Raw genomic sequence first — 25684 nt, forward strand, 5'->3', positions numbered from 1 at the left:
AGCCGTCCTACTGCTGGGCGCGCTGCGCGGCGGGACGGGCCATCTGCCGCTCCACATAGGCGCGCAGGGCGGGGAAGTCCTCCAAGAGCCCCATGCCCCCACCCCAGTTGAGGATGGATGCCATCACCACGTCCGCCGCGGTGAAGCGCTCGCCCACCAGGAACGGCCGCCCCTTGAGCTTCTCCTCCAACATGCGGGCGATGTCCGTGAAGCGCTTCTTGCCCCGGTCGGCCTCCGCGGGCACGCGCTCGTGCTCCGGCAGGAAGCGGCTGTGCGCGGAGTACGCGGACAGGGGCGGCTCCATGGTGGCCATGCAGAACATCATCCACTGGTAGTACTCGGCGCGCTCCACGGTGCCGAGCGCCGGAGCAAAGCCCTTGTCCGGGAACTTGTCGGCGACGTGCAGGAGAATCGCGGCCGACTCGAAGACCGCGTGTCCGTCATCCTCCAGCGCGGGCATGGAGCCCATGGGATGGACGCGCAGGTACTCGGGGCTCTTGTGCTCTCGCTGGAGCAGGTCCACCGGCACCAGCTCGTAGGGCACGCCCAGTTCCTCGAGCAACCAGCGGGGGCGGGTGGCGCGCGTGTGCTGGGCGAAATAGAGCTTCATCATCGTCGTCGGGACTCCGAGGTGTGTCGCTTGAGCCGGCGAGCCTTTCCGAGCTGCACGGCGCCGCGCGAGCTTCGCATCTCGCCCCTCCTCGCGGGTGCGGGGATTATTGGATCCGGGCACACCGCGCGCAGCTTGCACCCCCTGCATTCGGCCCCACTCCACACCGCCTCGTAGAGCGCCGTCACCCGGTCGATGACGTCGAAGTCCTCCGTCACGAACCCCAGTTCGAAATTGCGCACCGCGTCGCCCTTCGCGCCCAGGCCCGCGCCCGTGAGGTTGGCGCTCCCCAGGTAGGCCCACGCCCCGTCCACGACGACCGCCTTGAAGTGCACGCGCGGGCAGACCTTCAGCTCCAGTCCCCCCGCCACCAGCCGGGCCCGCTCGTCGAAGGCCGCGCGGAACGGACGGCTCGGCAGCTCCGCGTGCAAGAGCCGCAGCGACAGCCCTCGCGCCGACAGTCCGTCGAGCACCTCCACCAACGGAACGAAGCGCCCCTTCGACTCCACGTACATCGCCTTCACGTTCGCCGTCGCAATCCACACCGACTCGCGCGCGTGGAGCAGCTTCTCCAGCACCACCTCCCGATACAGCTCACTGCCGGACAGCAGTTCCGCCTGGATGGGACGCATGAAGGCCATCCTCACACACATACCTACCGCCCTCCAGTCGGAGCCCATTGTCCGCCGCTGGAAACTGACCTCCAGTCACTTGACGACTGACCCGGGGTCACCTAGCAATGACCCATGGTCAGCAATCCGGGGGTGAAGGGGGAGCGGGCGGCGCCTCAGCGGGCGCGCAAGGACGAGGACAAGGAAGCGAGACGTCGGCTGCTCCTGGATGAAGCGCTGGCGCTCTACGCGGCCACCTCCTACGCGGAGGTGAAGATGGCGGACGTGGCGGAGCGCGCCGGCCTGGCCAAGGGGACGGTGTTCCTCTACTTCCCGACCAAGGAGGCGCTGTTCCTGGCGCTGCTGGAGGACCTGCTCTTCTCCTGGTTCGCCCGACTGGATGCGCGGCTGTGTCAGCCGGACGCGCCGTGGACGGGCCCCTGGTTGGCCCGCTCGGTGGCCCAGTCGCTGGAGGCGGAGACCTCGCTCACGCGGCTGCTCGCGATGCTGCAGACGGTGCTCGAGCAGAACGTGTCCGTGGAGCAGGCGCGCCGGTTCAAGGAGCGGCTGCTGCAGGCCATGCTGCACATCGGCGCGCTGCTGGAGGCGCGGCTGGACTTCCTAAAGCCGGGCGAAGGCCCCCGGGTGCTCGTGCATCTGCACGCGCTGGTGACGGGCCTGCGGCAGATGGCGGACGTGGCGCCCGTGGCGCGCGAAGTCCTGGCGTCACCGCACATGGCCCCCTTGCGAATCGACTTCACCGCCGAGCTGACGGCGGCCCTCACCACCCTCTTGCGCGGGCTCGAGTCCCGCTGAAGCACGTCACCACACCCCAGGAGCCAACCATGCTGGAGCTCGTCCCCGTCGCCACCGAGTCGAAGCCCTCCGCGGACCTCGCGCGCATCCAGGCCGCCTTCCAGGCCCAGCGCGCGAATCGCTGGGTGATGTCCCGCACCACCACGGCCGAGCGCATCGCCCGGCTCAAGCGCCTGCGCGAGGCCATCATCGCCCGCCGCGATGAGCTGGCGGAGGCCATCCACCAGGACTTCCGCAAGCCCGCGCTGGAGGTGGAGCTGACGGAAATCCACCCGACGCTGGAGGAGCTGAACCACACGGTGAAGCACCTGTCGTCGTGGATGAAGCCCACGCGGGTGGGCACGCCGATGCTGCTCGCGGGCTCCTCCGCGCACGTGCGCTACGAGGCGCGCGGCGTGGTGCTGGTGCTGGCCCCCTGGAACTATCCCTTCCAGCTCTTGATGGCGCCGCTCATCGCCGCCATCGCCGCGGGCAACACCGTCATCTGCAAGCCCAGCGAGAAGACGCCGCACACCGCGCGCTTCCTCTCGCGGCTGGTGCGCGACGTCTTCCCGGAGAACGAGGTCGCGCTGTTCGAGGGCGGCGCGGAGACGGCGGAGGCGCTCCTGGAGCTGCCGTTCGACCACTTCTTCTTCACGGGCAACCCGCGCATCGGCCGCAAGGTGATGGAGGCCGCGGCGAAGCACCTGGCCAGCGTGACGCTGGAACTGGGTGGCAAGTCACCGGCCATCGTCGACGAGACGGCGGACGTGCGGGCCGCGGCCGAGCGACTCGCGTGGGGCAAGTTCATCAACGGCGGACAGACCTGTGTCGCGCCGGACTACGTGTTCGTTCACGAGTCCCGCCAGCAGGCCTTCATTGACGAACTCAAGGCGGTCATCGCCCGCTTCTACGGCGCCACCGAGCCGGAGCGGCAGGCGAGCGCGGACTTCTCGCGCCTGGTGGACGCGACGGCGTGGCGGCGGGTGAAGGACCTGGTCGACCGGACGGTGGCGGCGGGAGCCAAGGTCGAGGTGGGCGGGGTGGCGGACGGGCCCTCGCGCTACCTGGCGCCCACCGTGCTGACGGGCGTGACGGCGGACATGGCCATCATGGAGGGGGAAATCTTCGGGCCGGTGTTGCCGGTGATGACGTACCGCTCGCGTGACGAGGTGTACGCGCACATCCAGGGTGGGGAGAAGCCGCTGGCGCTCTACGTCTTCAGCCAGGACAAGCGGGCCATCGAGGACGTGTTCCGCAACACGACCTCCGGAGGGGCGGTGGTGAACAACGTCCTCATCCACGTGGCGAACCCGAACCTGCCCTTCGGCGGGGTGGGAATGAGCGGCCTGGGGCACTACCACGGCGTCTACGGCTTCCGGACCTTCAGTCACGAGCGCGCCGTGTCGGTTCAATGGATGAAGTCGCTGGCGGCGGTGTTCTTCCCGCCGTACCGCGGAAAGGCGCAGGAGTGGGCCTCCCGCGCCAGCCGGCTGTTGGAGTAGGCCCCACACAGCCAGAGGAGCCGGGATGCGCGTGGTGAAGCAGGAGGAGGAGCTGATTCCCCGGGGCATGCAGGAGGCGTTCGACCGCCTGCGGGCCCGGCGCTGGGACGTGGCGCGGCGGGGCCCCGGCGAGCGGCTGGCGAAGCTGGAGAAGCTCAAGGCGCTCATCGTCGAGCGGAGGCAGGCGCTCGCCGACGCCATCCACGCGGACTTCCGCAAGCCGCCCGCGGAGGTGGAGGCGACGGAAATCCTCCCGGTGCTGATGGAGCTGGAGCACGTGCGCAAGCACCTCAAGGCGTGGATGAAGCCGCGCAAGGTGACGACGCCGCTGGTGCTCACTGGGACGACCAGCCACGTGCGTCACGAGGCGCGCGGCGTGGTGCTGGTGATGGCGCCCTGGAACTACCCGTTCAACCTGCTGCTGATGCCGCTGGTGGGCGCGGTGGCGGCGGGCAACACCGTCATGTGCAAGCCCAGCGACAAGACGCCGAACACGTCGCGCTTCCTGGCGGAGCTGGTGCGCGACACGTTCCCCGAGGACGAGGTGGCGCTGGTGGAGGGTGGCGCGGAGGTGGGCGAGGCGCTCTTGCGGCTGCCGTTCGACCACTTCTTCTTCACCGGAGGGCCGCGCGTGGGGCGGCGGGTGATGGAGGCCGCGGCGAAGCACCTGGCCAGCGTGACGCTGGAGCTGGGCGGCAAGTCGCCGGCCATCGTGGATGCGTCAGCGGATATCGAAGCCGCGGCGGAGCGGGTGGCCTGGGGCAAGTTCCTCAACGGCGGGCAGACGTGCATCGCGCCGGACCACGTCTGGGTTCATGCGTCGAAGGAAGAGGCGTTCCTCGCGGCCCTGAAGGCGGCGCTGGAGCGCTTCTACGGGCGCTCCGAGGAAGCGCGGCGCGCGAGCTCCGACCTCTGCCGGATGGTGGATGACGGCGCCTTCGCGCGGGTGCGCGGGTTGCTGGACCGCACGGTGGCGGCGGGAGCGCGAGTGGTTGTCGGCGGCGGCGTGGACGCGGAGACGCGCTTCATCGCGCCGACGGTGGTGGCGGACGTGGCACCGGATGCGCCGTTGATGGAGGAGGAAATCTTCGGGCCGGTGTTGCCGGTGTTGCGCTTCGAGTCGCTCGACGAGGTGGTGACGCACGTGCGCGCGGGCGGCAAGCCGCTGGCGCTCTACATCTTCAGCCATGACGAGGCGGTGGTGGAGCGGCTGCTCCAGGAGACGAGCGCGGGCGGGACGTGCATCAACGCGGTGGTGTTGCACAACGTGAACCCGAACCTGCCGTTCGGCGGCGTGGGCGCGAGCGGCCTGGGCGCGTACCACGGCGAGACGGGATTCAAGACCTTCAGCCACGAGCGCGCGGTGCTGCGCCAGGGACGCACGTCCCTGGCGAACCTGTTCTTCCCGCCGTACACCGGCAAGGCCCGGAAGCTCGCGCGACTGGCGAGCCGCCTGTTCGAGTAGGCGGCCCCGCCGTCAACTCAGCTGCGAAGGCCCGGAGCTTCGTGGCCGGTGCGAGCCACGTACTCGGTGTAGCCACCGCCGTACTGGTGGATGCCATCCGGCGTCAGCTCCAGCACGCGGTTGGACAGCGCGCCCAGGAAGTGACGGTCGTGCGAGACGAAGAGCATGGTCCCCTCGTAGCGGGCCAGCGCGGTAATCAGCATCTCCTTCGTCGCCATGTCCAGATGGTTCGTGGGCTCGTCCAGCACCAGGAAGTTGGGCGGGTCGAAGAGCATCTTCGCCATCACCAGACGCGCCTTCTCACCACCCGACAGCACGCGGCACTTCTTCTCCACCTCGTCACCGGAGAAGCCGAAGCACCCGGCCAGCGCGCGCAGCGAGCCCTGTCCCGCGCGGGGGAACGCGTCCTCCAGTGACTCGAACACCGTGCGCTCACCGTTCAGGAGGTCCATGGCGTGCTGGGCGAAGTACCCCAGCTTCACGCTGCCACCCACCGTCACCGCGCCCGTGTCCGGCGTCGTCGAGCCCACCACCAGCTTCAACAGCGTGGACTTGCCCGCGCCGTTGACGCCCATGACGCACCAGCGCTCGCCGCGGCGCACGAGGAAGTCCATGCCGTCATAGATGCGCCGGGAGCCGTAGGCCTTGTGCACCGCCTTCAGGTTCACCACGTCGTCGCCCGAGCGCGGCGCCGGCTGGAACTCGAACAGCACCGTCGTGCGGCGCTTGGGCGGCTCCACCTTTTCAATCTTCTCCAGCTTCTTCACGCGGCTCTGCACCTGCGCGGCGTGCGAGGCGCGGGCCTTGAAGCGCTCGATGAACTTCAGCTCCTTGGCGAGCATGGCCTGCTGGCGCTCGTACTGCGCCTGCTGCTGCTTCTCGTTCTGCGCGCGCTGCTGCTCGTAGAAGTCGTAGTTGCCCGAGTACGTCGTCAGCGAGCCGCCGTCGATTTCCACCATCTTGGTGACGATGCGGTTCAAGAACTCGCGGTCGTGCGACGTCATCAGGAGCGCGCCCTCGTATCCCTTGAGGAAGCCCTCCAGCCAGATGAGGCTCTCCAGGTCCAGATGGTTGCTCGGCTCGTCGAGCAGCATCGCGTCCGGACGCATGAGCAGGATGCGCGCCAGCGCCACGCGCATCTTCCAACCACCGGACAGCGCGCCGACATCGCCGTCCATCATCTCCTCGCTGAAGCCCAGGCCCGCGAGAATCTCCCGCGCGCGGCCCTCCAGCGCGTAGCCACCCAGCTCCTCGAAGCGCGCCTGCACCAGGCCGTAGCGCTCGACGAGCTTCTCCATGTCGTCGGCCTTGTCCGGGTCGGCCATGTCCGCTTCGAGCGCCTTCATCTCCGCGGCGACCGTGCTCACCGGGCCCGCGCCGTCCATGACCTCGGACACGGCGCTGCGGCCGGACATCTCGCCGACGTCCTGGTTGAAGTAGCCGATGGTGACGCCACGGTCGACGGCCACCTGGCCTTCGTCGGGGTGTTCCTGGTCGGTAATCATCCGGAACAGCGTCGTCTTGCCGGCCCCGTTGGGCCCGACGAGGCCGACCTTCTCCCCCTTGTGGAGAGCGGCCGAAGCCTCGATGAAGAGAATCTGCTGGCCGTGCTGCTTGCTGATGTTGTCGAGACGAATCATGTGCGTAGGGGGTGCCCGGAAGGCGGGCGCGGCGCCCTTATGCCATGGGGGACGCCGAAGGAGGATTGTTCCGAACCCTCGACCTCCGCTTCCCATGCCCGGGGGCGGCCCACCAGAGGGGCGTTCGCCCTGGAGCCAGGAGGGAGACCTACATGGCCCCGCCAGTCCCCAGGCGCCATTCCGCCGTGAGCGGATCCGCTCGGGTACCGGGAGCCGGACACCCCGCCCTGGGTGCCCGGCCGCCTGGTCCCCTGCCGTGCCTCAGGGCGTGATGACGAGGCGGATGGGATTGCCTTCCTTCTTCACCAGCCGCTCCACGCCCTTCGCCACGTCCTCCAGCGGCATCGTCGCCGTCACGGAGCGCGAGACGTCCAGGCGCTTGGTGCTCACCAGCGTCACGAGCTGGTCCAGGTGCTTCTTCTCGTAGCCCAGGTGTCCGACCAGCGCCTGGGAGCGCAGGCCGAAGTTGACCCCGGCTCCCAGTTGGATGGGCTCCGGCGACAGGCCCACCATCACCGCGCGCCCGTAGCGCCCGAGGCTCAACGCCGCCTGCGCCAGCACCGAGTTGGCGCCCACCAGGTCCACCGCCACATCCAACCCCAGCCCATTCGTGTGCTGGAGAATCTGCGCACGCACGTCCGGAGAACGCGGGTCCAACGCCACGTCCGCGCCGAACTCCAGCGCGCGGTTTCGCGCGGCCTCGTTCGTGTCGAACGCGATGATGGGCGTCGCCCCCATCATCCGGGCAATCTGCACCGCGTGGACCCCAAGCCCACCGATGCCCCACAGGCCCACCGACTGCGCGGGCCGCAACTTCGCGCTCTCCACCAGTCCCGCGTACGGCGTGGCCACCGCGTCCGCGAGGATGGCCGCCTGTTCGAAAGGCAGGTGGTCCGGAATCGAGGACAGCACGAAGTACGGCACCACGACGTACTCGGCCCACGCGCCGTCGTAGTGGAAGCCCATGATTTGAAAGTCGAGGCACTCCTGCGGCTGGCCATTGGAGCACTTCGGGCAGCGACCGCAGGGCTTGCCACCCGCCATCGCGACACGCTGCCCCTCCTTCCAGCGCGGCACGCCCACGCCCACCTCGTCGATGACACCCGAGGACTCATGGCCCGGCGTCACCACGGGCAACGGAGAGCGGAGCGAACCGTCGAGCAGATGCGCATCCGACAAGCAGATGCCGCACGCCTTCACTCGCACCCGCACCTCGCCCGGACGCGGTTGGGGCACGGGGACCTCCGTCACCGTCAACGTCCGCGTGGCCGTATCGAAGCGCGCCGCCCGCATCGTCCGCTGGTTCGCGTCTGCCATCGATTGCTCCTCCTGGCCGCGCATCGTGGAACACGAGCGGGCACCCAAGCTCGGAAGGCGCGACCGTAGCACGCACCCTCGGGGCTGCTCGCTGACTCGAAGCGAGCCTTTCACTCTGGCGCGAGGACGACACTTCCACCGCACCCATTCGGCTCCGAGCGGTCTGGAACGACTCGCACCGCGAAACTGGCACCGCGCCAGTCCGCCTCCCCATGCGCATCGCGACACGGGAGGCTCGCGCACTCGCACCCGTTCCCGTGCAACGCCTCGCCCTGTGGCGTAGGCGGCATCACGGCCGTTTGCGCGCACCACCGCCAGCACGGGCGCGCCGTGTGGCGTAGAGTGCCCGGCCGTGCTGACCGTCGAACCGCATCCGTCCCTGGACACCCTGGCCTTCACCACCACGTTCCCCGCACCGCTGGGCTCGCTGCCCTCGCCGGAGTGGCTGGTGGCGTTGCTGAAATCGGATGCGGCCGCGCCACTCTCCAGCGACGACGCCGTGCGCGGCGCCGTGCGCGACATGCTCCGCCACGGCGGCTACAAGCCCACAGGCCGCGGCAAGCCCGCCTCCGAGTACCTGGTGCGCGCCGCGACGGAAGGCACGCTCGGCTCCATCAACACCGCCGTGGACCTCTGCAACGCCGTGTCCCTGCACAGCGGCCTGCCCATCAGCGTCGTCGACCTGGACCGGGCCACCGCGCCCTTCCGCGTGGGCATCGCCCCCGAGGGCTCCCAGTACGTCTTCAATGCCTCCGGCCAGAGCATCGACCTGGCGGGCCTGCTGTGCCTCTTCGACGCCGAGGGCCCGTGCGCCAATGCCGTGAAGGACGCCCAGCGCACCAAGACGAACGCCGACACCCGCCGCACCCTCACCGTCCTCTGGGGCGCCAAGGGCCTGGGTGACCGCACCGCGCGCGCCTTCACATGGTACCGCGAGCTGTTGGAACGCGCGGGAGCCACCGTGGAGCGGATCCCCTGAGCGCCCTGGACCTGGAGCAACTGCTCGCCGACGGCGCTCGCTCCCTCTCCGCCGCCTGGGGACGACCCGTGCTCCTGGCCGAGCCCCAGGTCCTCCGCACCGAGTCCCGCTGCCATGTCGTGCGCGCCCGCGTGCGCGGCGGCGATGTGCCCACCGTCATCCTCAAGCACTTCCACGCGGACCCCGTGCTCGGCCTGGACGAGTGGGCCGGGCTGGAGCTGCTCGGCCGCCACAACCTCACCACCGCCCCGGGCCTCATCGCCGGCGACATCCACTCCCGCCTCCTCGTCCTCCAGGACCTGGGCATCGGCCCCAGCCTGGAAGACCTCTTCAATTCGGTGGACGCGAGCGCCGCCACCGGAGGACTGCTCGCCGTGGCCCGACTCACGGGCCAGCTCCACGCGCGCACCCGGGGCCTGCAAGGTGACTTCGACCTGCTCCGCCACTCGCTGCACCCACGCCCCTTGCGCGTGCGCATCGACAACGCGCGCTATCTGGTGGAGCACGCGGACCGGCTGCATCGCTGGACGAACGCCGTCGGCACCACCGTGGCCGCCGGCACCCAGGAGGACGTGGAGCAACTGGCGCGTGAGCTGGCCGAGCCCGGCCCCTTCCTCGCGCTCTCCCACGGGGACATGGCCCCGGGCAACACCCTCTTCACCACCAGCGGCCCGCGCCTGCTCGACTTCGAGTACTGCGGCATGCGCCACGCGCTGTACGACGCGCTCATGTGGCTCATCGTGGTGCCCCTGCCCGACGAGCTCGTCACTCGCGCCGACCTCACCTATCGCATCACCCTGGCCCCCGTCTGCGAGGCGGCCCAGACGGACGCCACGTACACCCACGCGCGCGCCCTGGTCGCCACGGCGCGCACGGTGAACATGTTCCAGTGGCTGTCGCCCAAGGCGCTGGAGCGAGACAGGGACTGGGCGCCGGGCTACTCCGAGCGCGCCGCCCTGCTGCGCCACCTCGCGCGCTCCCGCGTCCTGCGCGAGCCCACGAGCCTGGTCCCCGCCCTCTCACGCACCCTCGCCTCCCTGGAGGAGCGACTCGTGGCGCGCTGGGCGGGAACTCCGTCCTTCACCTGGCCCGCGTTCCGGTAGCGCGCCGGAGGACGCACGCCTTCGCGCTCACTCGCGGACGCGCACCACCACCTTGCCGAAGGGCCCCCGGTCCAGGTGCTCGAGCGCCTTCGGGAACTCGCGCAGCGCATACGTCGCGTCGACGACCGGCTCCAGGCGCAGCGCGTCCACCGCGCGCACGAAGTTCTCCAGGCCGCGTCGGTTCCCCACCAGCACGCCCTGGATGACGCCCTGGGTCTGGAACAACGGCACCACCGGGAAGCGCATGTCGAAGCCGTCCAGCACGCCGATGAGCGTGACGCGTCCACCGGGCGCCAGCGCGCTGACCGAGCGCGCCAGGTTGTCACCGCCCACCATCTCCAGGATGTGGTCCGCGCCACGCCCCCCTGTCAGCTCCACCACCGCCTTCTCCCAATCCGGCGTCTGGCGCCGGTGGATGCCGTGGGCCGCGCCCAGCTTCTTCGCGCGCGCAAGCTTCTCCTCATCCCCCGACGTGACGATGACCCGCGCTCCCAGCGCCGAGGCGAGCTGCACGGCGAACAGCGACACGCCGCCCGTGCCCTGGGTCACCACCGTCTGCCCGGGCCGCACCCCGCCCAGCTCCACGAGCGCCGTCCACGCGGTGAGCCCCGCGCACGGCAGCGTGCTGGCGCGCACGTCATCCAGCGTCCGGGGCGCGGCGACGAGCCAGCTCTCCGGCATCGCCACATACTCGGACAACACCCCCGGCAGACTCCCTCCCAGGCTGCGCACCGAGCCATTCACGCGCGGCACGGGCCCATCCACCCAGTCCGCGTTGAACGCGGCGAGCACCCGCTCCCCCACCTTGAACCGGGTGACACCGCCACCCGTGGCCACCACCTCACCGACCATGTCGGAGGTGGGCACGAAGGGCCACGGCACATCCGAATAGCCAGCCCCGTCGAGGAACAACTTCTCGCGGTAGTTCAGCGACACCGCCGAGACTCGGACCAGCACCTCGCCCGCGACCGGCGTGGGAATCGCCACGCTCGCCAGCTCCAGGTTCGCTCGGCCAGGCCGCCGCAGCTCCCACCGCTTCATCACGCCATCCATCGTTTCGCTCCGTTGCCGTGCCATCGAGAGGCGCGGGGGATATACGGACGAGGAGGTGTCCCCAGTGACGAGACTTCGGCGCCTCACTGGGGACAGGAATTCACCAATGGGAACCACACCGTGACGGACCGACTCAGTGGAGTGCTCACCTTCGTCCAGGCCGCCGAGGCTGGTGGCTTCGCGCTCGCGGCCGAGCGGCTGGGCCTGTCCCGTTCCGCCGTCGGAAAGAGCATCGCCCGGCTGGAGGAGCGGCTGGGTACCCGCCTGTTCCAGCGCACCACGCGCAGGCAGAGCCTCACCGAGGACGGACAGGTCTTCTACGAGCGCTGTGTCCGCGCGCTGGCGGAGCTGGAAGCGGCGGAGGCCGCGCTGGACTCCGGCCGCCGCGCACCCACGGGCCGCCTGCGCGTGGCCGCGTCCGTGCTGTTCGGTCGGCACTGCGCCGCGCCCCTGCTCTGGGAGCTGACGCGCCAGCATCCGGGCCTCGAGCTGGAGCTGTGCTTCAGCGACCGCGTGGTGGACCTCATCGAGGAGGGCTTCGACCTGGCCATCCGCGTCGCGCCCCTCGCGGACCACGCGGGCCTCACCGCGCGCAGACTCGGCGCGCAGATGATGGTGGTCTGCGCCTCGCCTCGCTACGTCGCCCGGCATGGCCGACCGAAGACGCTCGCGGACCTCGCGAACCACGAGGCCATCAATTACGGGCGACAGGGCATCAGCAAGCCCTGGCGTTTTCCGGACGGCCAGGGCGGAGAGCGGGTCATCCCCGTCCAGGGCAGCCTGCGCTTCGATGACCTGGAGGCCATCGCCGATGCCGCCGTCCAGGGTGCCGGGCTCGCGTGGCTTCCGTGCTGGCTCGTCGCCGAGCGGGTGCACAAGGGCGAGCTCGTGACGCTGCTGGAGACGGAGGGCCGCCACGGCAATGAAATCTTCGCCGTGTGGCCCCAGAACAAGCACCTGCCGTCGAAGGTGCGCGCGGCCATCGACATCCTGGTCGCGCGCATCCCCGAGCGGCTGTCCTCCGGGGAGAACCAGTCCAAGGGGGCACGGAGAAAGCCCCTGCGCCGGAAGGCCTAGAGTCCCTCGCCGAAGCGGTCTCCCGTCTCCACCGAGTCCGTCTGCTCCGACGGCGCCTGGGACCAGAGCTGCTCGCCCGCGCGCGACAGGCCCGTGACACCCGCGCTGTACAGCACCTGCACCGCGCCCGAGTCGGTCGCGCTCCCCACGTCCTCGTACGGCACGCCCACCGCCAGGTCCACGAAGCCATCCCCGTCGTAGTCCCCCGAGGACAGCCGGGAGCCGAACGCATCCTGGAGCTCCGCGCCCTCCTCCACGGTGGAGCCCACTTGAGACCAGCGCTGCTCACGCGCAGTGGACAGCCCACCCGGCGCGCCGTGCAACACGTGCACGATGCCCGCGCCGACGACAGCCCCCACGCTCTCCGAGGCCACACCGATGGCGAGGTCCACATGGCCATCTCCATCGAAGTCCTCGGCCACCAGCGCGGAGCCCAGGGCGTCGCCTTGCTCGGCCACGTCCGAGATACCGGCCGAATCCTGGCTCCAGGCGAGGGCCCCCGTGGACTGGAGCCCCGCGCTTCCGCCGCGCAACACCGTCACCGCGCCCGCCCCCGCCATGAAGCCCACCGTCTGACCCGGAGCCGCGATGGCCAGCTCACTCCGCCCATCGCCATTGAAGTCCCCCGCCGCCAGCGCGGCACCGAAGAGCACCTCCTCGCTCGCGACACCGGGCACCCCGTCGCTTCCCGGAGTCCACAGTTGGTTGCCCGTGCTCGTCAGGCCATCGATGGAGCCGGACAGGACGTTCACCGCGCCCACGTTCGCGACGGCGCCCACGTCCTCGGAGGGCACACCCACGGCCAGTTCGTCGAAGCCGTCTCCGTTGAAGTCACCCGCGGCCAGCGCGGAGCCGAAGCGGTCTCCCGTCTCCGTGACTTCGAGCACGTGCGCCGCCGCCTGACTCCAGCTCTGCGCGCCAGTGCCCGTGAGCCCGGAGATGGAGCCGAACAACACCGTCACCAGCCCGGAGTCGAGCGCCGAGGAGCCATAGTCCTCGGCGGGAACGCCCACGGCCAGGTCGTCATACCCATCGCCGTTGAAGTCCCCCACCGCCAGCACGGCGCCGAAGCCGTCAAACGCCTCGGCGCTGTCAGGCACGCTCGCGCTGTTCTGATGCAGCACCTTGTCCGTGGACAAGTCCACGCCCTGCGCCGACCCCAGGAAGACGTGGACCGAGCCCGCGTCGACAATCCCATTCACGTCGTCCTCCGGCACGCCGACGGCCACGTCCGCGAAGCAGTCGCCATTGAAATCACCCACCGCCACCGCGGCGCCGAAGTGGTCGGCGCGACCCGCCGTGTCCTCCACGCCCGACACGTCGCGATGCAGCCACAGGCCCGCCGTCCCCAGCCCCGTGGCCGAGCCCAGCACCAGGCTCACCGCCCCCTGGTCCAACCCCAGGCCCACGTCCTCGTCCGGCGCGCCGACGACGAGGTCCGCGTAGCCATCTCCATTCACGTCCGAGTGGCGCCCGTAGCCATGCAGGCGCTTCACGGCGCAGGCGTCAGCCAGAGTCGGCGCGGTGCGGTTCGCGGTGAAGAACGAGCCGTCCAACCGGGTGATGGTCGGCGAGTCATTCGCGGAGAAGGCCTCCGGCGCGTAGTGCATCAGGGAGTCCAACCCATAGGGCCCCAGGTTGCGGCCGGCCGCGCCCTCCTGCGCGAAGGTCTCGAAGGCGTGGGCATACCCCGCCTCGATGTTCTCGAAGTGGATGACGACGTTCCTGTCCCGGTCCGTGCGCGCCTGCTCGTGCCACAGTCCCAGCGTGTGCCCCACCTCGTGGAGCGTGCTCCCCGTGGTGCAGCCCGGCGCGAGCGTCACGAACTGCTGCCCCCCGATGCGACCGACGTGTGACGAGCAGCCCGTCCCCGGCCGGAAGGTGACGTAGTCCGACTGGGTCGTGCGCGGCACGAACCGGATGGGCGTGAGGGCCTCCCACTGAGCCAGGGCCGCCGTGACACGCCCGATGTTCGGCAAGGCCGCGTCCACCGTGTAGGGCACCACGCCGCCCGGCCAGCGCGTCATCGCGCGCGTGGACACCGCGCCCTGCGCCTCCACCGATAGCGCGGAGAGCTCACTGGCCGGGACCTCGGGCGGCAGGAGGATGTCCCCCTGGAAGACACGCTCGCCGTCGATGCGCTCGTAGGCGAGCGCTCGCGGTCCTCCGGCGACCTGGAAGTTCGCTCGGCGCACTTCACCCGTGCGACCCGGGAAGGCTCGCTCCTGCCGGATGACCTCGCTCGAAGCACCGGCGTCGACCTCGCCGCCACAACCACTCGCGCTCCCGACGAGCACGCCCAGCACCACACCCGCCCAGCCACGTGAAACATGTTTCATCCCCGGAAGTCTCGACATCGGAATGTATCCCCCAGAAGTCGGGCACGGCGCCCCGCGAGATGCGGGGCGGCATACGTGCAACCCGATATGCATCTGCATCCGGATGAATATTTAGAGCAGCGGTCTGACATGCCGCGCTCCACGCCGACTTCGGTTCCGGGCGCAAGAGCCCGGGCCGAGCACGGGCGAAGCCGGGAACATTTCCACGGGACCGATGTCACATGGCAAAGACAGACGGACCCCGAGTCGCGGCCCGCGCGGGGCCCTTCGAGGACTCAGAGCTTCAGGCCCTCGCGGACGCGCGCCACCACCTCCGGAGGGGGCGGCGACACATCCACCTCCAGCGCCTGCGTGGGCACCTCCAGCGTGGCGAGCTGGCTGTCCAGCAACGACGGCGGCATGAAGTGCCCGTGCCGCTTCGCGAGCCGGCCCGCCAGCACCTCGCGCGGAGCGTTCAGGTACACCCACCGCGTCCGCGCGGGGTCCACCTCCAACTGGTCCCGGTAGGCGCGCTTGAGCGCGGACGAGGCGAGCACCAGGTCCTCGTCACGCTCCATGGCCGCCTGGAGCTGGCCGCGCACCACGGCGAGCCAGGGCGTGCGGTCCTCGTCCGTCAGGGGGACACCCGCCGCCATCTTCGCCACGTTGGACCGGGGGTGCAGGTCATCCGCGTCCAGGAAGCGCCAGCCCAGGCTCCGCGCCAGGGCCTGCCCCACCGTCGTCTTCCCCGCGCCCGACACTCCCATGATGATGACGACCATCCGGTGCGGCCTCCTCGACTCGTGGACCTCCAGACAGATTGCGACGCCTCCCGACAGAGCGCCACTCCCATCCTCGGCAAGTGCCCACCGCACCACGATGGCGTGAAGAGTCGCAACCGTATGAGCCGCCTTGTTGCTCGCACTTGAGGACGTGGACGCACAGCCCCGGGAGTGATGCGCCGGGACTCGGTCCTCCGCTTGCTGGGCGAGCCGCCGCGGTCCTGGCGTCGAGAATGGAGGGGACACCGGTGGAGGCCCCACGACACAGGCGCCCCGAAGTGACGCCTCGGAGCGACACTCGCGGACGGCGTACGTTCCCGTGGCGACGCGAAACGGGATGCTGGCGGACCGTTGGCGGAGAGCGTCAGCGCGTGAGCACGTCAAGCATCAGGGACCAGGCCCCCTGCTCCCATGCCGTCAACGGCAGCGAGGTGCAGAGGTACAGAGCGGAGAGGTCGCTCATCCTCCCGGCGCGCAAGAGCGTCCGGACCAAGGCGGTGGTCACTCTGTTCGTGAGGCCGAACTCCGTCATCAACTCCCCTGCACGATGATTGGCGAGCATCTTCCGGGCCCGTGCGAGCAGATGACCCCAGAGATAGCGGTGCGAGCCGCTCGTGACGTTGGCGAGCGACTCCCGGCACATGTCCGACCTCGAGCCCCGGACCGCCACCTTCAAGCTCATGCTCTTGGGCTCGTCCGAATACCACGGACGGTTGTCCCACTTCACATGGGCCTCGAAGAGCATCCCCGACACCTCGATGAGGAACTTCACGTTCAGCCCCGGGAACCCGGTGCTGCTCCAGAAGGCGAAGGGGTCTCCTTCGTTGTAGCTCCTGAAGGTCGGCCACTGGTCCTGCCCCGTGATGTCATTCTCGATGGAGTCGGTGGTGATGCTCGGCGGGCTGGGGTAGCTGGAGAACGACGGGGGACCTCCAGAGAACGACGGGGGGCCTCCAGAGAACGACGGGGGGCCTCCGGAGAACGACGGGTAGCCCCCGGAGAACGACGGGTAGCCCCCGGAGAACGATGGGGGACCTCCAGAGAACGACGGAGGGCCTCCGGAGAACGACGGGTAGCCCTCGGAGAACGACGAGGAGCCTCCGGAGAACGACGGGAAGGAGAAGGGAGAGGACTGGCTCTTCGCCCAGACACAACACGGGGGCGGAGAACGGCTATAGCAACCGGTACAGATGAAGACATGGCAGGAGGGGCACGTCTTCGGCTTGTGCGTCATGCAGTAGTAGCGCGTGCAGAAGACACACTGGGACGAGGGATGCACCGGAGCCATGTACGAGCATTTGGACGAGCCGCAGTTAACCACCGTGGGCGGCGAGGGTTTGTACATGCGGGCAGTCCTCCATGACGCGCGATTGGAGGAACCACCAGCAAATCACATACCAATGACTGGAATTGCTCGGTGCCAAGTGGCGACTGTCTGGGAATGCCCCCTGTTCGCGCCACTCCGCGTCCCATGAGGACGCGGGCGCGTCTGGGAGGAACACGACGTGGGCCGAGACAGGTTGTCCGAGCACGCCCCCCAAGGCTCCGCGCGCCTTGGGGATGTCAGACCTTGGGGGTACTCTTCCCTTCATCGCCGCGAAGGACGCGGCACGGAGGGGTCGGCACTTGGCGGAAATCGCGGACGGCGAGCAGGTGGAAGTCCAGGGCTCGGGTTCCAAGCCCTACATCCTCAAGAACACGGGAGGCGTCTACTCGTGCTCCTGCCCCGCGTGGCGCAACCAGTCCATCGCCATCGAGCGACGCACCTGCAAGCACCTGCGCCGCGTGCGCGGTGACGCCGCCGAGGACGCCCGCACCGGCGGCACCTCCACGCCTCCCGTCAAGGCCACGCGCGCGAAGGCCCCCGCCGGCGATGCCGAGGGCGAGGCGGACGACGAGAAGGCCCCACCGCTGCTGCTCGCCCACCCGTGGGAGAACGACGTGGACCTCACGAACTGGTGGATGAGCGAGAAGCTCGACGGCGTGCGCGCGTACTGGGACGGCAAGCGCTTCTGGTCGCGCCTGGGCAACGAGTTCTTCGCGCCGGACTGGTTCACCGCGGGGCTGCCGGACTTCCCGCTGGACGGAGAGCTGTTCGGCGGGCGCAAGCGCTTCCAGCGCACGGTGAGCGTGGTGCGCCGGCAGGACAAGAGCAAGGACTGGAAGGAGCTGCTCTTCGTCGTGTTCGACGCGCCGAGCTTCGACGCCGCGTTCGAGCAGCGGCTGGAGCACTGTCGCAAGTGGCTGGATGACGCGAAGCCCGCGTATGCGCAGTGGCATTCGCACGAGCGCTGTCAGGGGACTCCGCATCTGCGCTCGGAGCTGGAGCGCGTGGAGGGGCTGGGCGGCGAGGGGCTGATGCTGCGCAAGCCGGGCTCCCGCTATGAAGTCGGTCGCTCGCACACGCTGCTGAAGGTGAAGAGCTTCAAGGACGACGAGGCCGTCGTCATTGGCCACGTCGCGGGCGCGGGTCGACACAAGGGCCGGCTGGGCGCGCTGGAGGTGGAGCTGCGCAACGGCAAGCGCTTCAGCGTGGGCACCGGCCTGTCGGACGCCGAGCGCGAAGCACCACCGGCCATCGGCACGCTCATCACCTTCCGCTACCAGGAGCTGTCCAACGACGGCGTGCCGCGCTTCCCGTCGTACATCGGCGTGCGCATCGACGCGGCGCCGTTCAAGGGGAAGGCGAAGGGCTGAAGACGGGCACACCCACCCGTGCGGGGCAGCCGTCCCGCCGGGTCTGTGCGCCAGCGATCATCGCAAGCACCTGGACCCGCGTGGCGTGTCGGGGGCCGTCAGCACGTGGACGTCCGCACGGTTTATAGAGCAACGGGAGAGCCCTCCGCCCCCGCGGAGTCAGTACCTCCTGGTGTCTGCTCGAGGCGACCATGCACTGCGCGCTCTGCCTGTCGGAACACTCCGCGGACTCCCTGTGCACGCCCCAGCCCCGGGCACGACACGGCGCCTCGCTGCTCGGTGAATCCCTGCCCCATGGAGACAAGGCCGCCGAGCCCTGGTCCTGGGACGTGTGGATTCGCCATCCCGAGGGCGTGGACGTCCACGGCCTGGAGCTGGGCAAGGGCGGCCTCTTCCTGAGCTGCTCGGAGCCCTTCCCTCCCCTCTTCACCCGGCTGGAGCTGACGCTGCGACTGGCCGGCGAGGAGTTCGCCTGTGAGGGCGAAGTGGTGCGGCACGTCGACTCCGCGCACGCCCGCACCTGGGGCGTCTCAGCGGGCATCGGTGTGCAGTTGCTGCCCCCCTCACCCCGGCTGCGGGACTTCCTCGCGCAGACAAGGCAGTTCCAAAGCACAGGCTAGACCTCCTCGAATTTTGCTCCTGTGACCTTCGCGTGCTCCAGGGCTACCTTGATGTCCTCCGAGACGATGAGGGCAACTGTCCACCCCCAGGTGCGGAAGACCTTCGTGTTGCCCACCTTCGTGCGGTCAATCCGCATATCAACCACGTTTCGGTATTGGCCGAGCTTGTCCGGTCGCGCGTCCTCTGGCAGCCAGAACTCCACTTCATTTGATGCATTGTCATCGATGCACCGGACAACCTTCGTAGCAACGAGGACTTGATATTCGTCCGGGTGGCCTTTGAGATTCAAAGGGATGAGTTGCACATCATTGGGTGCCAGCTCCGCGAAGATGGCGGCCACCCGGATGTGGACAACGGGAGTCATGCCAACGCCTGCCATGCTGAAATCGCGCTGACGCCCAGGCTCACGAACAGAGAGCGTCAGGCGGCCATCACTTCGGACGGGCCGCCCAGAACTAAACTCCCTGATGTCTTCCGGCTCCCGGCCCTGTCCGTTCAACGGTTCTCCCAGGTACCAGTTGCCGGCCTGTACGTCCTCTTTGAGCCTGAAGTATCGAGAGTGATTCGACATGGTGGACGCCCTCACTGCGTCACTTGCCCTGAGTCAAAAGCCTGTGGATTTCCGTTCCTTTGGTCACGGCCTCTTTGGCGAGCCTGCGAAGCTCAACCGTGAGGGCCTCGCGGCAATCTGCCACCTTCCGACAGCTCCCCAAAGCCTCGAGTAGTCGCTCCTGGACGCGTTCATGATACCGCTGCGGATGTGGCCCCTTGTGACCGACGACTTCTACGACGTTCTCGGGGTCCTTCAGCTCCATCCCAGCCCTTGTGAAGAGGTCCCGGAATCTCGGCGTCCAGGGCCCGCCGCGCGCCGCTGAGACTTCGTTCTTGTTCGTGGCGATGTGGTGGCGCTCGCCTTGGCTGCGCATCCCCCGACTCGCCATGGCCAGGGCGTTGGGGGCGAGCGCGATGGTGAAGCCTTCCGCCGCCACCGCGACCGACTGCACACTTGCCACCGCGGCGTACTGGAAGCCTGCCTGAGACTCCACGGCGAGCGCAGCCTGAGCGGAGCCCGGCAGTCTCACGGCCTTCGCGACCAACCCCGCCGTGCTGCCGATAGCGGCCGTGGCGAGCATCACGAAGACGCGTGCCGCATTCTCTCCGAGGATTTCGCCGTACGCCTCACCCGACGCACTGAGCTGCGCGAAAGTCGTGGACTGGTCCACCTCGCGTACCAGGGTCAACCACCCGTCCAGCAGACGCCACATCGTGTCCACGCCCAGGTAGGCGATGGCGATGGCTGTCAGGGTAGCGGCCACGCCCTTGCTCACTGGCTCGGGGAGCGACCAGAGCAGCAGGTACATCGTCGCCGCGGCGGTGATTGTGGCCATGACCGCGCCGGGGTCCGTCATGCCCTCCAATGCCTCGGCTGTCTCCTCCCACACGGAGTCCATCGCGATGGCCAAGGCCCACCTGTACTTGCCGTCGCTGGCGAGCAGGGGGCCTTCCTCCAACAGCCGCAAGCAGTCTCCGGGTTGGTCCTTCCGCGAGCACCGCTGCCGCACGATGGACCATCTCATGGCCCTGGTGCATGCCTACCTCGCCGCTCGCGCCCATCATCCGCTTCACCATCTGCGCCTTGAATGCGTTTGTGTACGGCACTTCAACCCCTGCACTCGCCCCCATCGGGTGGTCAGCTCAGCACGTCAGCCGAGGCGACTTCTTCCCTGACACAGGGGGTTGGGTGGCAAGAATCTTTAGCGGCGCTGGGTCTTCCTCAATTCGGACATGCTTGGCCTGAGACTCTTGCTGTCGTGTCCATTTCCGAAAAACAGAGAAACGACGCATACCGTCAGTTCGCCGCTCGTGGGAAGTTTGGAAGAGGCGATCATGGGTCACCTTCCGGAAAATAGTGAATGTCCCCACCACGCCCGACCTCACTAGGAAAGCAAAGGGACGCCATGAATACCTTGTTGCGCCGCTACGCAGTCACGACTCTTGCTATCGCATCACTGACCGCTTCGCCCCCAGCGCTTGCACAGCTTGACCGAGCAAAAAGCGCGATCTCGGCAACAGCGAAACAGATGGGCGTGCCACTGAATGGCAAGTTCAAGAAGTTCGATGTGTCGATTGAGTTCGATCCGGCACATCTTGAACAAGCCCGTGTACAGGTGACCATTGACACCGCAAGCTTTGACCTTGGAGAGGGGGAGTACAACAAGCGGTTGCACGGCAAGGACTGGTTCGACGTAGCGACCTACCCACGGGCAACATTCCAAGCGTCGTCCGTCAAGGCAGGTGGCGCTGGCAAATACGACGTAGCCGGCAAGCTGACGATTAAAGGTCACTCGAAATCCGTCGTCATAGCTGTTGCACTCAAGGAAACGGGCTCGACACGAATCTTTGACGGAGAATTGCCAATCAAGCGCACAGAGTTCAACGTTGGCGCAGGCGAATGGAAGGACACTTCAGTTGTCGCAGACGAAGTGGTCATCAACTTCCACCTCGTTGTCTCAAAGCGGTAAAGCCATGGCCTGTAAGTAAAGAGTGGGTCCAGATGTTGCTGCCTGTCGCTAAGAGCCTCTATCAAATGTGAGGATAGAGGCTTCGGAAGAGCATGACGCAGCAGCCGAGGACGAGGAAGCCGAAGTGGACGTCGTCCCTGCGCTCGTCACGGACACGGAGCCGACGAAGTTGATTTTTCCAGGCCAGAGTGCGCTCCGCCACCCAACGGTGACGCCCCAGGCGCTCCTTGGACTCGACACCTGGTCGCGCGATTCGTGGTGCGATGCCGCGCTTTCGAAGCCCGCGCCGGTTCTTCTTCGAGGCGTAGGCCTTATCCCCGTGGACCTTCCTGGGACGGAAGCAGCGTTGCCCTGAAGGCATCCTCACCGGAGGTATGGAGTCCACGAGGGGAAAGAGTTCGTGGGTGTCGTGCACGTTCGCCGCCGTCAGCGACTCGGTGAGCGGCAGTCCATGGGCCTCTACGAGAAGATGATGCTTGCTACCCGCCTTCGCGCGGTCCGTCGGATTTGGGCCCGTGAGGGCCCCCTTTTTGAGGCCCGGACAGACGACGAGTCGATGCTGGCGCGGGAGAGGTCCACCCTGCCTCGTAGTCCCAGTTCATCCAGCAGTTGGTGTTGGAGCTTTTCCCAGACCCCGGCCTCGGTCCATTCCTCCAGCCGGCGCCAGGCTGTCATGCCCGACAGGCCGAACTGCTTGCGAGGAAGCATCTCCCATGGAATGCCGCTCCTCAGCACGAAGACAATGGCCTCCAGCGCCGCTCGGTCATCTGCTCGGGGGCGTCCAAGCTTCTTCTTGGGTCTCGGCGGAGGCAGCAGCGGCGCCACACGCTGCCAGAAGGCGTCGGGAACGAGTTCGCGGACCATGCACTCAAGCTGGGGATGCCCTTCGTCGGTGGCCACCCCAGCCCTGACTTTTGTTAGGTCCTCTAAACCAGAGTTCGTGATTGACGTTCAGGCTGGGGAGCAGGCGGACGAGGCGGGAAGAGGAGTTCGCCTGTGAGGGCGAAGTGGTGCGGCACGTCGACTCCGCGCACGCCCGCACCTGGGACGTCTCAGCGGGCATCGACGTGCAACTGCTGCCCCTCACCCCGGCTGCGGGACTTCCTCGCGCGGGCACGCGCCTCGCGTCACGAGCACGGCCCGACCTCCGAGCCACTCACCGCACGGTGAAGGCGCGCGATGCGCCGTAGTACGGGCGCACGCGCCCATCCCAGCCCGACTTCCATTCGCCTTCATGCAGGATGCGATAGGTGCCTGGCGAGGCATCGCGAGGAATGCGCCACTCCACGAGGACGTGCGAGCACCCCAGCGTGGGCAGACAGTTCTCCCGCTCCCACCGGTAACGCGTCTCCCAATCACTGTCATCCGCCACGTCCACCCAGGCGCCGATGGAGCCCTTGCGCTGCACGCGCAGGTACGAGTCCTCCAGGCGCAGGTCGTTCTTCGGATGCGCACCCCAGAACGTGACGCGCACCGTGTCGCCGCGCGCGTAGGCCGGGCGAGCGTCGGTGAGCACCTCACCGAACTCCACCCAGAGCAGCTTGTCGTCGAACACCACGCCGGGCTGGAGGCTGGCCTGGATGTAGCGCAGGTCCGGAGGCGTGGGGCCGGGTGACACGGGCTGCCCGTCGCGCAGCGCCACGGCGAGCCCGTCGAAGCCCTGCTGGAGCGCGGCGAGCGTCCAGGGCCCAAAGTGCGTGGACGCGCCTTCATAGGACTGGCGGGCATACTCCTCGCGCGTGGCCACATAGCCCGCGTAGTCGTTGGCGAGCCCCGCGATGACGACCTCGGTGACGCCGACGGGCCCCAGCCGCTCCAGCACCGTCTGACGCAGGCGGCGCCCGGCCATCGTCGTCACCTCGAAGGGCACGGCCACCAGCGCGAGCGAGCCCACGGTGACGAGCTGGAGGGGCAGCACGTTGGGCGTCCACGGGTGCGGCAGCATGCTGCCCATCTCCAGGACGATGGGCTTCTCACCCTGGCAGGGCGTGGTGGTGAGCGCGCAGGTGAACTGACTCCAGAGGTCATGGAGGGTGGAGCACGACGCGCCCTCCACCCCATAGCCGGGCCCGTCCTCCGCGCCCGCCAGCATCGACACACCGATGGCTGCGGGACACGTGCGGCGCGGCTGACCATCCGTGTATGCGGGCGCCACGTCCACCGCGTCCATCTTCACGAAGGTGCGTCGGGAGTCCACGCCCCCGGTGAGCGGCGTCGTGGCGAGCGTCCACAGGTGCGCGGCGAAGTCGTGCTGGCGCCGCGCGGACAGCTCCGTGTCCTCGAAGTCGTTGGCGCCGCCGCCATTCGTCCCGCCGAGCACGTTGGGCGTGACGTCCCCTTCGTTGGACTGGGCGAACGCGGCGACGAAGGTGTCACCCGCGTCGTGCGCCTTCTCGAAGAGATAGGAGGCAAGGCCCTTGTTGTCGCCGCTGATGAGGTGGTTGTCGTTGCCCATGGACGTGGCATGGACGGCGAACCAGTTGATGAGCCCCACGTCGCGTCCATCCGTCCGCGTCAGGCGCACCAGCGTCATCCGCGTGTCCACGTCGTGGGCATAGCGGGCACGCTCGGCGGAGGGATTGAACCGGTAGGCCTCCGGCGAGCGATTGCGACTGGCACCCAGCAACTCTCCCGTGGCCAGGCGCAGCGTGCCCGCTCCCAGCCGGGAGTGCGCGCGGGCAATGGAGGTGACGATGCCGGAGACGATGGCGTCGAAGCTCTGCGGCACGAAGCCGAAGGTGCTCAGGTTGTAGAAGGTGTGGTGCGAGAAGCCGCCCGGCCCCGAATGCGTGTGCGTGGCGCTGATGAGGACGTTCTCATCGGAGTAGACGTCGCCGAAGCGGGCGCGCAGCTTCTCCACCACCTGCGTCTTCACCGCCTGGAAGACCATGCCCAGGTCCGCGCTCACGAAGGCCACGCGCCGCCCGTTGCACGGCGAGACGACGACGAAGGCCCGCGAGCGCAGGCGCTGGTGGATGCCCGCTGTCTGCTGCGAGAGCTGTCCGTAACCCATCATCCCCACCTCGGCGGCGGGGCCGGTGATGTCCCCCATGCCCGCACCGATGAGGAAGCGCGTGTTGCCCGCACAGGTGTCGCCGGACGCACCGCGCAGCGGAGCGACAGCCCCCTGGGCCACCGTCCCCAGGACGAAGCTCAGCGCCAGGACGAGCCGGAACAGATGTGCGCGCATGCCTTCCTCCAAGGCGCATGGGACGCGCCGCTCCAGGATGGAGCCCCTCATAAAGACTCTGCTGGCCCCCCGCACCCGTCCCGTCATCGCTCGTCAGCCGGCCCACACTCCCACCAGGCCCCAGGCACGCACGAACCACACCAGGAGTGCGTCCTCCCTGGGACATCACAAGGCCCCACCAGACGCACTCAAAACCGCCAATGACTGACGCGGTGAGCTGTCCTCGCAGGCCGCGAACCCGGGGCAGGTCCTCCACCCAACCCACGGAGTTCGCTGTGATTTTTGAACCAGAACGGGCCTCCAGTGCCACCTTCGTCACGGTCTGGATTACCCGTGTTCACAGCAAATCAATTGCACCCAACATTTCAGTCAGGGATTCCCACTAGATGTCGATTTACACTTTACGCAGAGTGAACCCGGGTATATCCAGTTTCCTCGCAAAACAAAGCACTTCCATCAGCCTTCCGGAGCAAGCCATGAAGCGACTGTCGTATCTGGTTGTCCTTGCGTGCGCGGTGCTTTCCACGACGGCGTCGGCGCAGTTGTCCACGCGTTGCTTCACGGATGATCAACTCACCACCTACACGCTGTCGCAGGGGCGCAACAACTGGGCCTACAACTGCGGCTACATCACCGCGGCGAAGCGCGACTTCCTGAACTCCGAAGGCGAGTACCAGGTGTTCTCCGGCGGCTGTTTCTCCTTCACCGCGACGGGGCCCACCGCCACCTGCACCTTCTACATTCCCGCCGACACCGCCGCGCCCTGCATCCCCAACCTGGTCAAGCTCGGCACCTGCGTGACGGGCTGCTACACGGCGAAGGAGAAGGTCTCCTTCGGCGGTGAGTACTGGCCCATCTCGGACGCCTACGCCGCGGGCGTGCGCACGGTGACGGCGCTCACCCAGGACGCGTCGCTCGTCGCTCCGACGACAGGAGAGCAGACCATCCGCGCCTTCGTGGCCGGAGACACCGTGGAGGACGTGTTCGCGCTCGAGACGGTGGACGGCCGCCGCGTCGAAGTCACGTCCGAGCACCCCATGGTCACCGCCTCCGGTGAGATGGTGAAGGCCAAGACGCTGCAGAAGGGCGACCTGCTGCTCGGCACCACGGGCGAGAAGGTGGAGCTGCGCGACGTCACCGTGTTCCGGTACGAGGGGAAGACCTGGAACGTGCAGCCGGTCAGCCACGAGAAGATTGAGAACGTGCTCGACGTGGAGGGCCTGTTGACGGGCTCGGTGCGCTTCCAGAACGAGTGGGCGGACGACCACTACCGCCTGTCGCTGCGTGACGAGGCCATCGTCGACGGCCTCTGAGCAGCCTGCTTGAACCGACGCGAGAGCCCGCAGGGGGCATGGGCTCTCGCGTCCCACCGCGCTCGTCACTTCACGACAAGGACGCC

Annotated in this window: 21 protein-coding genes and 1 pseudogene; 10 read left to right on the forward strand and 12 right to left on the reverse strand. The window is 68.3% G+C overall.

Annotated elements, in window-relative coordinates:
• Positions 1 to 7: 7 nt before the first annotated feature.
• Both HR086_RS07755 and HR086_RS07760 read right to left on the reverse strand, forming a co-directional pair.
• Complete coding sequence (locus HR086_RS07755; protein WP_141643421.1) at positions 8 to 613, reverse strand: glutathione S-transferase family protein; 606 nt, start codon at positions 611 to 613, stop codon at positions 8 to 10.
• Entirely contained in the window at positions 610 to 1242 is a 633-nt protein-coding gene (locus HR086_RS07760; RefSeq protein WP_174457478.1) for a phospholipase D-like domain-containing protein, read from the reverse strand. Before HR086_RS07760 ends, HR086_RS07755 begins: the two co-directional genes overlap by 4 nt.
• A gap of 114 nt (positions 1243 to 1356) precedes the next feature.
• Between HR086_RS07760 and HR086_RS07765 the strand changes: the two genes are divergently transcribed.
• The 3 genes from HR086_RS07765 to HR086_RS07775 are packed head-to-tail and all read left to right on the forward strand — an operon-like array spanning position 1357 to position 4986.
• Positions 1357 to 2037: a TetR/AcrR family transcriptional regulator gene (locus tag HR086_RS07765; protein WP_174457479.1), complete on the forward strand. Its 681-nt coding sequence runs from the start codon at positions 1357 to 1359 to the stop codon at positions 2035 to 2037.
• A 29-nt stretch (positions 2038 to 2066) separates the two neighbouring features.
• A complete protein-coding gene (locus tag HR086_RS07770) occupies positions 2067 to 3521 on the forward strand; it encodes an aldehyde dehydrogenase family protein (RefSeq protein ID WP_174465263.1) in 1455 nt (484 codons plus the stop codon).
• Positions 3522 to 3546: 25 nt separating this feature from the next.
• Positions 3547 to 4986 (forward strand): aldehyde dehydrogenase family protein, encoded by a 1440-nt coding sequence (locus HR086_RS07775; RefSeq protein ID WP_174465264.1) that lies wholly within the window; start codon positions 3547 to 3549, stop codon positions 4984 to 4986.
• 17 nt (positions 4987 to 5003) lie between these two features.
• Here the strand turns inward: HR086_RS07775 and HR086_RS07780 are convergent, their stop codons facing one another.
• Positions 5004 to 6626 (reverse strand): ABC-F family ATP-binding cassette domain-containing protein, encoded by a 1623-nt coding sequence (locus HR086_RS07780; RefSeq protein WP_141643426.1) that lies wholly within the window; start codon positions 6624 to 6626, stop codon positions 5004 to 5006.
• Positions 6627 to 6887: 261 nt separating this feature from the next.
• On the reverse strand, positions 6888 to 7943 hold the full coding sequence (locus tag HR086_RS07785) for a zinc-binding dehydrogenase (RefSeq protein WP_141643427.1): 1056 nt from the start codon (positions 7941 to 7943) through the stop codon (positions 6888 to 6890).
• Positions 7944 to 8295: 352 nt separating this feature from the next.
• Between HR086_RS07785 and HR086_RS07790 the strand changes: the two genes are divergently transcribed.
• Both HR086_RS07790 and HR086_RS07795 read left to right on the forward strand, forming a co-directional pair.
• Entirely contained in the window at positions 8296 to 8922 is a 627-nt protein-coding gene (locus HR086_RS07790; RefSeq protein ID WP_174457483.1) for a phenylalanine--tRNA ligase beta subunit-related protein, read from the forward strand.
• A gap of 68 nt (positions 8923 to 8990) precedes the next feature.
• Positions 8991 to 10025: a phosphotransferase gene (locus tag HR086_RS07795; RefSeq protein ID WP_174465265.1), complete on the forward strand. Its 1035-nt coding sequence runs from the start codon at positions 8991 to 8993 to the stop codon at positions 10023 to 10025.
• Between the two features lie 27 nt (positions 10026 to 10052).
• Here HR086_RS07795 and HR086_RS07800 read toward each other — a convergent pair whose 3' ends face one another.
• Positions 10053 to 11066: an NAD(P)-dependent alcohol dehydrogenase gene (locus HR086_RS07800; protein WP_254626234.1), complete on the reverse strand. Its 1014-nt coding sequence runs from the start codon at positions 11064 to 11066 to the stop codon at positions 10053 to 10055.
• Positions 11067 to 11198: 132 nt separating this feature from the next.
• Between HR086_RS07800 and HR086_RS07805 the strand changes: the two genes are divergently transcribed.
• Positions 11199 to 12155, forward strand: coding sequence for a LysR family transcriptional regulator (locus tag HR086_RS07805; RefSeq protein WP_174465266.1), 957 nt, complete (start codon positions 11199 to 11201; stop codon positions 12153 to 12155).
• Here the strand turns inward: HR086_RS07805 and HR086_RS07810 are convergent.
• From HR086_RS07810 to HR086_RS07820, 3 genes are all read right to left on the reverse strand, one after another.
• On the reverse strand, positions 12152 to 14494 hold the full coding sequence (locus HR086_RS07810; protein ID WP_174465267.1) for a M12 family metallopeptidase: 2343 nt from the start codon (positions 14492 to 14494) through the stop codon (positions 12152 to 12154). The genes HR086_RS07805 and HR086_RS07810 overlap by 4 nt on opposite strands.
• A gap of 275 nt (positions 14495 to 14769) precedes the next feature.
• A complete protein-coding gene (locus HR086_RS07815) occupies positions 14770 to 15255 on the reverse strand; it encodes a gluconokinase (RefSeq protein ID WP_174465268.1) in 486 nt (161 codons plus the stop codon).
• Positions 15256 to 15619: 364 nt separating this feature from the next.
• Positions 15620 to 16600, reverse strand: coding sequence for a hypothetical protein (locus HR086_RS07820; RefSeq protein ID WP_174465269.1), 981 nt, complete (start codon positions 16598 to 16600; stop codon positions 15620 to 15622).
• 281 nt (positions 16601 to 16881) lie between these two features.
• On the opposite strand from HR086_RS07820, the gene HR086_RS07825 reads away from it, so the two are divergent.
• On the forward strand, positions 16882 to 17952 hold the full coding sequence (locus HR086_RS07825) for a DNA ligase (protein WP_174465270.1): 1071 nt from the start codon (positions 16882 to 16884) through the stop codon (positions 17950 to 17952).
• 191 nt (positions 17953 to 18143) lie between these two features.
• The gene (locus HR086_RS07830) at positions 18144 to 18572 is read left to right on the forward strand and encodes a PilZ domain-containing protein (protein ID WP_174457490.1); all 429 of its coding nucleotides are present in this window, start codon (positions 18144 to 18146) and stop codon (positions 18570 to 18572) included.
• Here the strand turns inward: HR086_RS07830 and HR086_RS07835 are convergent.
• Together HR086_RS07835 and HR086_RS07840 are read right to left on the reverse strand one after the other, a co-directional pair.
• The gene (locus HR086_RS07835) at positions 18569 to 19144 is read right to left on the reverse strand and encodes an imm11 family protein (RefSeq protein WP_174457491.1); all 576 of its coding nucleotides are present in this window, start codon (positions 19142 to 19144) and stop codon (positions 18569 to 18571) included. The genes HR086_RS07830 and HR086_RS07835 overlap by 4 nt on opposite strands.
• Positions 19145 to 19163: 19 nt before the next feature.
• Positions 19164 to 20123: pseudogene (locus HR086_RS07840) on the reverse strand (AHH domain-containing protein); the annotation flags it as partial.
• A gap of 408 nt (positions 20124 to 20531) precedes the next feature.
• Here HR086_RS07840 and HR086_RS07845 point away from each other — a divergent pair.
• Positions 20532 to 21095 (forward strand): YceI family protein, encoded by a 564-nt coding sequence (locus tag HR086_RS07845; protein ID WP_174457492.1) that lies wholly within the window; start codon positions 20532 to 20534, stop codon positions 21093 to 21095.
• A gap of 61 nt (positions 21096 to 21156) precedes the next feature.
• On the opposite strand, the gene HR086_RS07850 is transcribed toward HR086_RS07845, so the two are convergent.
• Together HR086_RS07850 and HR086_RS07855 are read right to left on the reverse strand one after the other, a co-directional pair.
• Positions 21157 to 21959, reverse strand: a protein-coding gene (locus HR086_RS07850) for an IS5 family transposase (RefSeq protein WP_174459508.1) whose coding sequence is annotated in 2 segments (ribosomal slippage) — positions 21157 to 21614 and positions 21614 to 21959 — 804 coding nt in all. Because the reading frame shifts where the segments join, the coding sequence is not laid out codon by codon here.
• Between the two features lie 292 nt (positions 21960 to 22251).
• The gene (locus tag HR086_RS07855) at positions 22252 to 24285 is read right to left on the reverse strand and encodes a neutral/alkaline ceramidase (RefSeq protein ID WP_141643439.1); all 2034 of its coding nucleotides are present in this window, start codon (positions 24283 to 24285) and stop codon (positions 22252 to 22254) included.
• A gap of 476 nt (positions 24286 to 24761) precedes the next feature.
• Between HR086_RS07855 and HR086_RS07860 the strand changes: the two genes are divergently transcribed.
• Positions 24762 to 25598 (forward strand): Hint domain-containing protein, encoded by an 837-nt coding sequence (locus tag HR086_RS07860; RefSeq protein WP_174465271.1) that lies wholly within the window; start codon positions 24762 to 24764, stop codon positions 25596 to 25598.
• Positions 25599 to 25684: the final 86 nt, after the last annotated feature.

It is taken from the genome of Myxococcus sp. CA039A (genome assembly GCF_013336645.1).
GTDB lineage: Bacteria > Myxococcota > Myxococcia > Myxococcales > Myxococcaceae > Myxococcus > Myxococcus llanfairpwllgwyngyllgogerychwyrndrobwllllantysiliogogogochensis.

Coding starts and splice junctions, on each gene's coding strand:
- HR086_RS07770 (WP_174465263.1), top strand. CDS start 2,067: ATGCTGGAGCTCGTCCCCGTCGCCACCGAGTCGAAGCCCTCCGCGGAC.
- HR086_RS07765 (WP_174457479.1), top strand. CDS start 1,357: ATGGTCAGCAATCCGGGGGTGAAGGGGGAGCGGGCGGCGCCTCAGCGG.
- HR086_RS07775 (WP_174465264.1), top strand. CDS start 3,547: ATGCGCGTGGTGAAGCAGGAGGAGGAGCTGATTCCCCGGGGCATGCAG.
- HR086_RS07760 (WP_174457478.1), bottom strand. CDS start 1,242: ATGCGTCCCATCCAGGCGGAACTGCTGTCCGGCAGTGAGCTGTATCGG.
- HR086_RS07855 (WP_141643439.1), bottom strand. CDS start 24,285: ATGCGCGCACATCTGTTCCGGCTCGTCCTGGCGCTGAGCTTCGTCCTG.
- HR086_RS07845 (WP_174457492.1), top strand. CDS start 20,532: ATGAATACCTTGTTGCGCCGCTACGCAGTCACGACTCTTGCTATCGCA.
- HR086_RS07785 (WP_141643427.1), bottom strand. CDS start 7,943: ATGGCAGACGCGAACCAGCGGACGATGCGGGCGGCGCGCTTCGATACG.
- HR086_RS07780 (WP_141643426.1), bottom strand. CDS start 6,626: ATGATTCGTCTCGACAACATCAGCAAGCAGCACGGCCAGCAGATTCTC.
- HR086_RS07860 (WP_174465271.1), top strand. CDS start 24,762: ATGAAGCGACTGTCGTATCTGGTTGTCCTTGCGTGCGCGGTGCTTTCC.
- HR086_RS07815 (WP_174465268.1), bottom strand. CDS start 15,255: ATGGTCGTCATCATCATGGGAGTGTCGGGCGCGGGGAAGACGACGGTG.
- HR086_RS07755 (WP_141643421.1), bottom strand. CDS start 613: ATGATGAAGCTCTATTTCGCCCAGCACACGCGCGCCACCCGCCCCCGC.
- HR086_RS07820 (WP_174465269.1), bottom strand. CDS start 16,600: ATGTACAAACCCTCGCCGCCCACGGTGGTTAACTGCGGCTCGTCCAAA.
- HR086_RS07800 (WP_254626234.1), bottom strand. CDS start 11,066: ATGAAGCGGTGGGAGCTGCGGCGGCCTGGCCGAGCGAACCTGGAGCTG.
- HR086_RS07835 (WP_174457491.1), bottom strand. CDS start 19,144: ATGTCGAATCACTCTCGATACTTCAGGCTCAAAGAGGACGTACAGGCC.
- HR086_RS07830 (WP_174457490.1), top strand. CDS start 18,144: ATGCACTGCGCGCTCTGCCTGTCGGAACACTCCGCGGACTCCCTGTGC.
- HR086_RS07810 (WP_174465267.1), bottom strand. CDS start 14,494: ATGAAACATGTTTCACGTGGCTGGGCGGGTGTGGTGCTGGGCGTGCTC.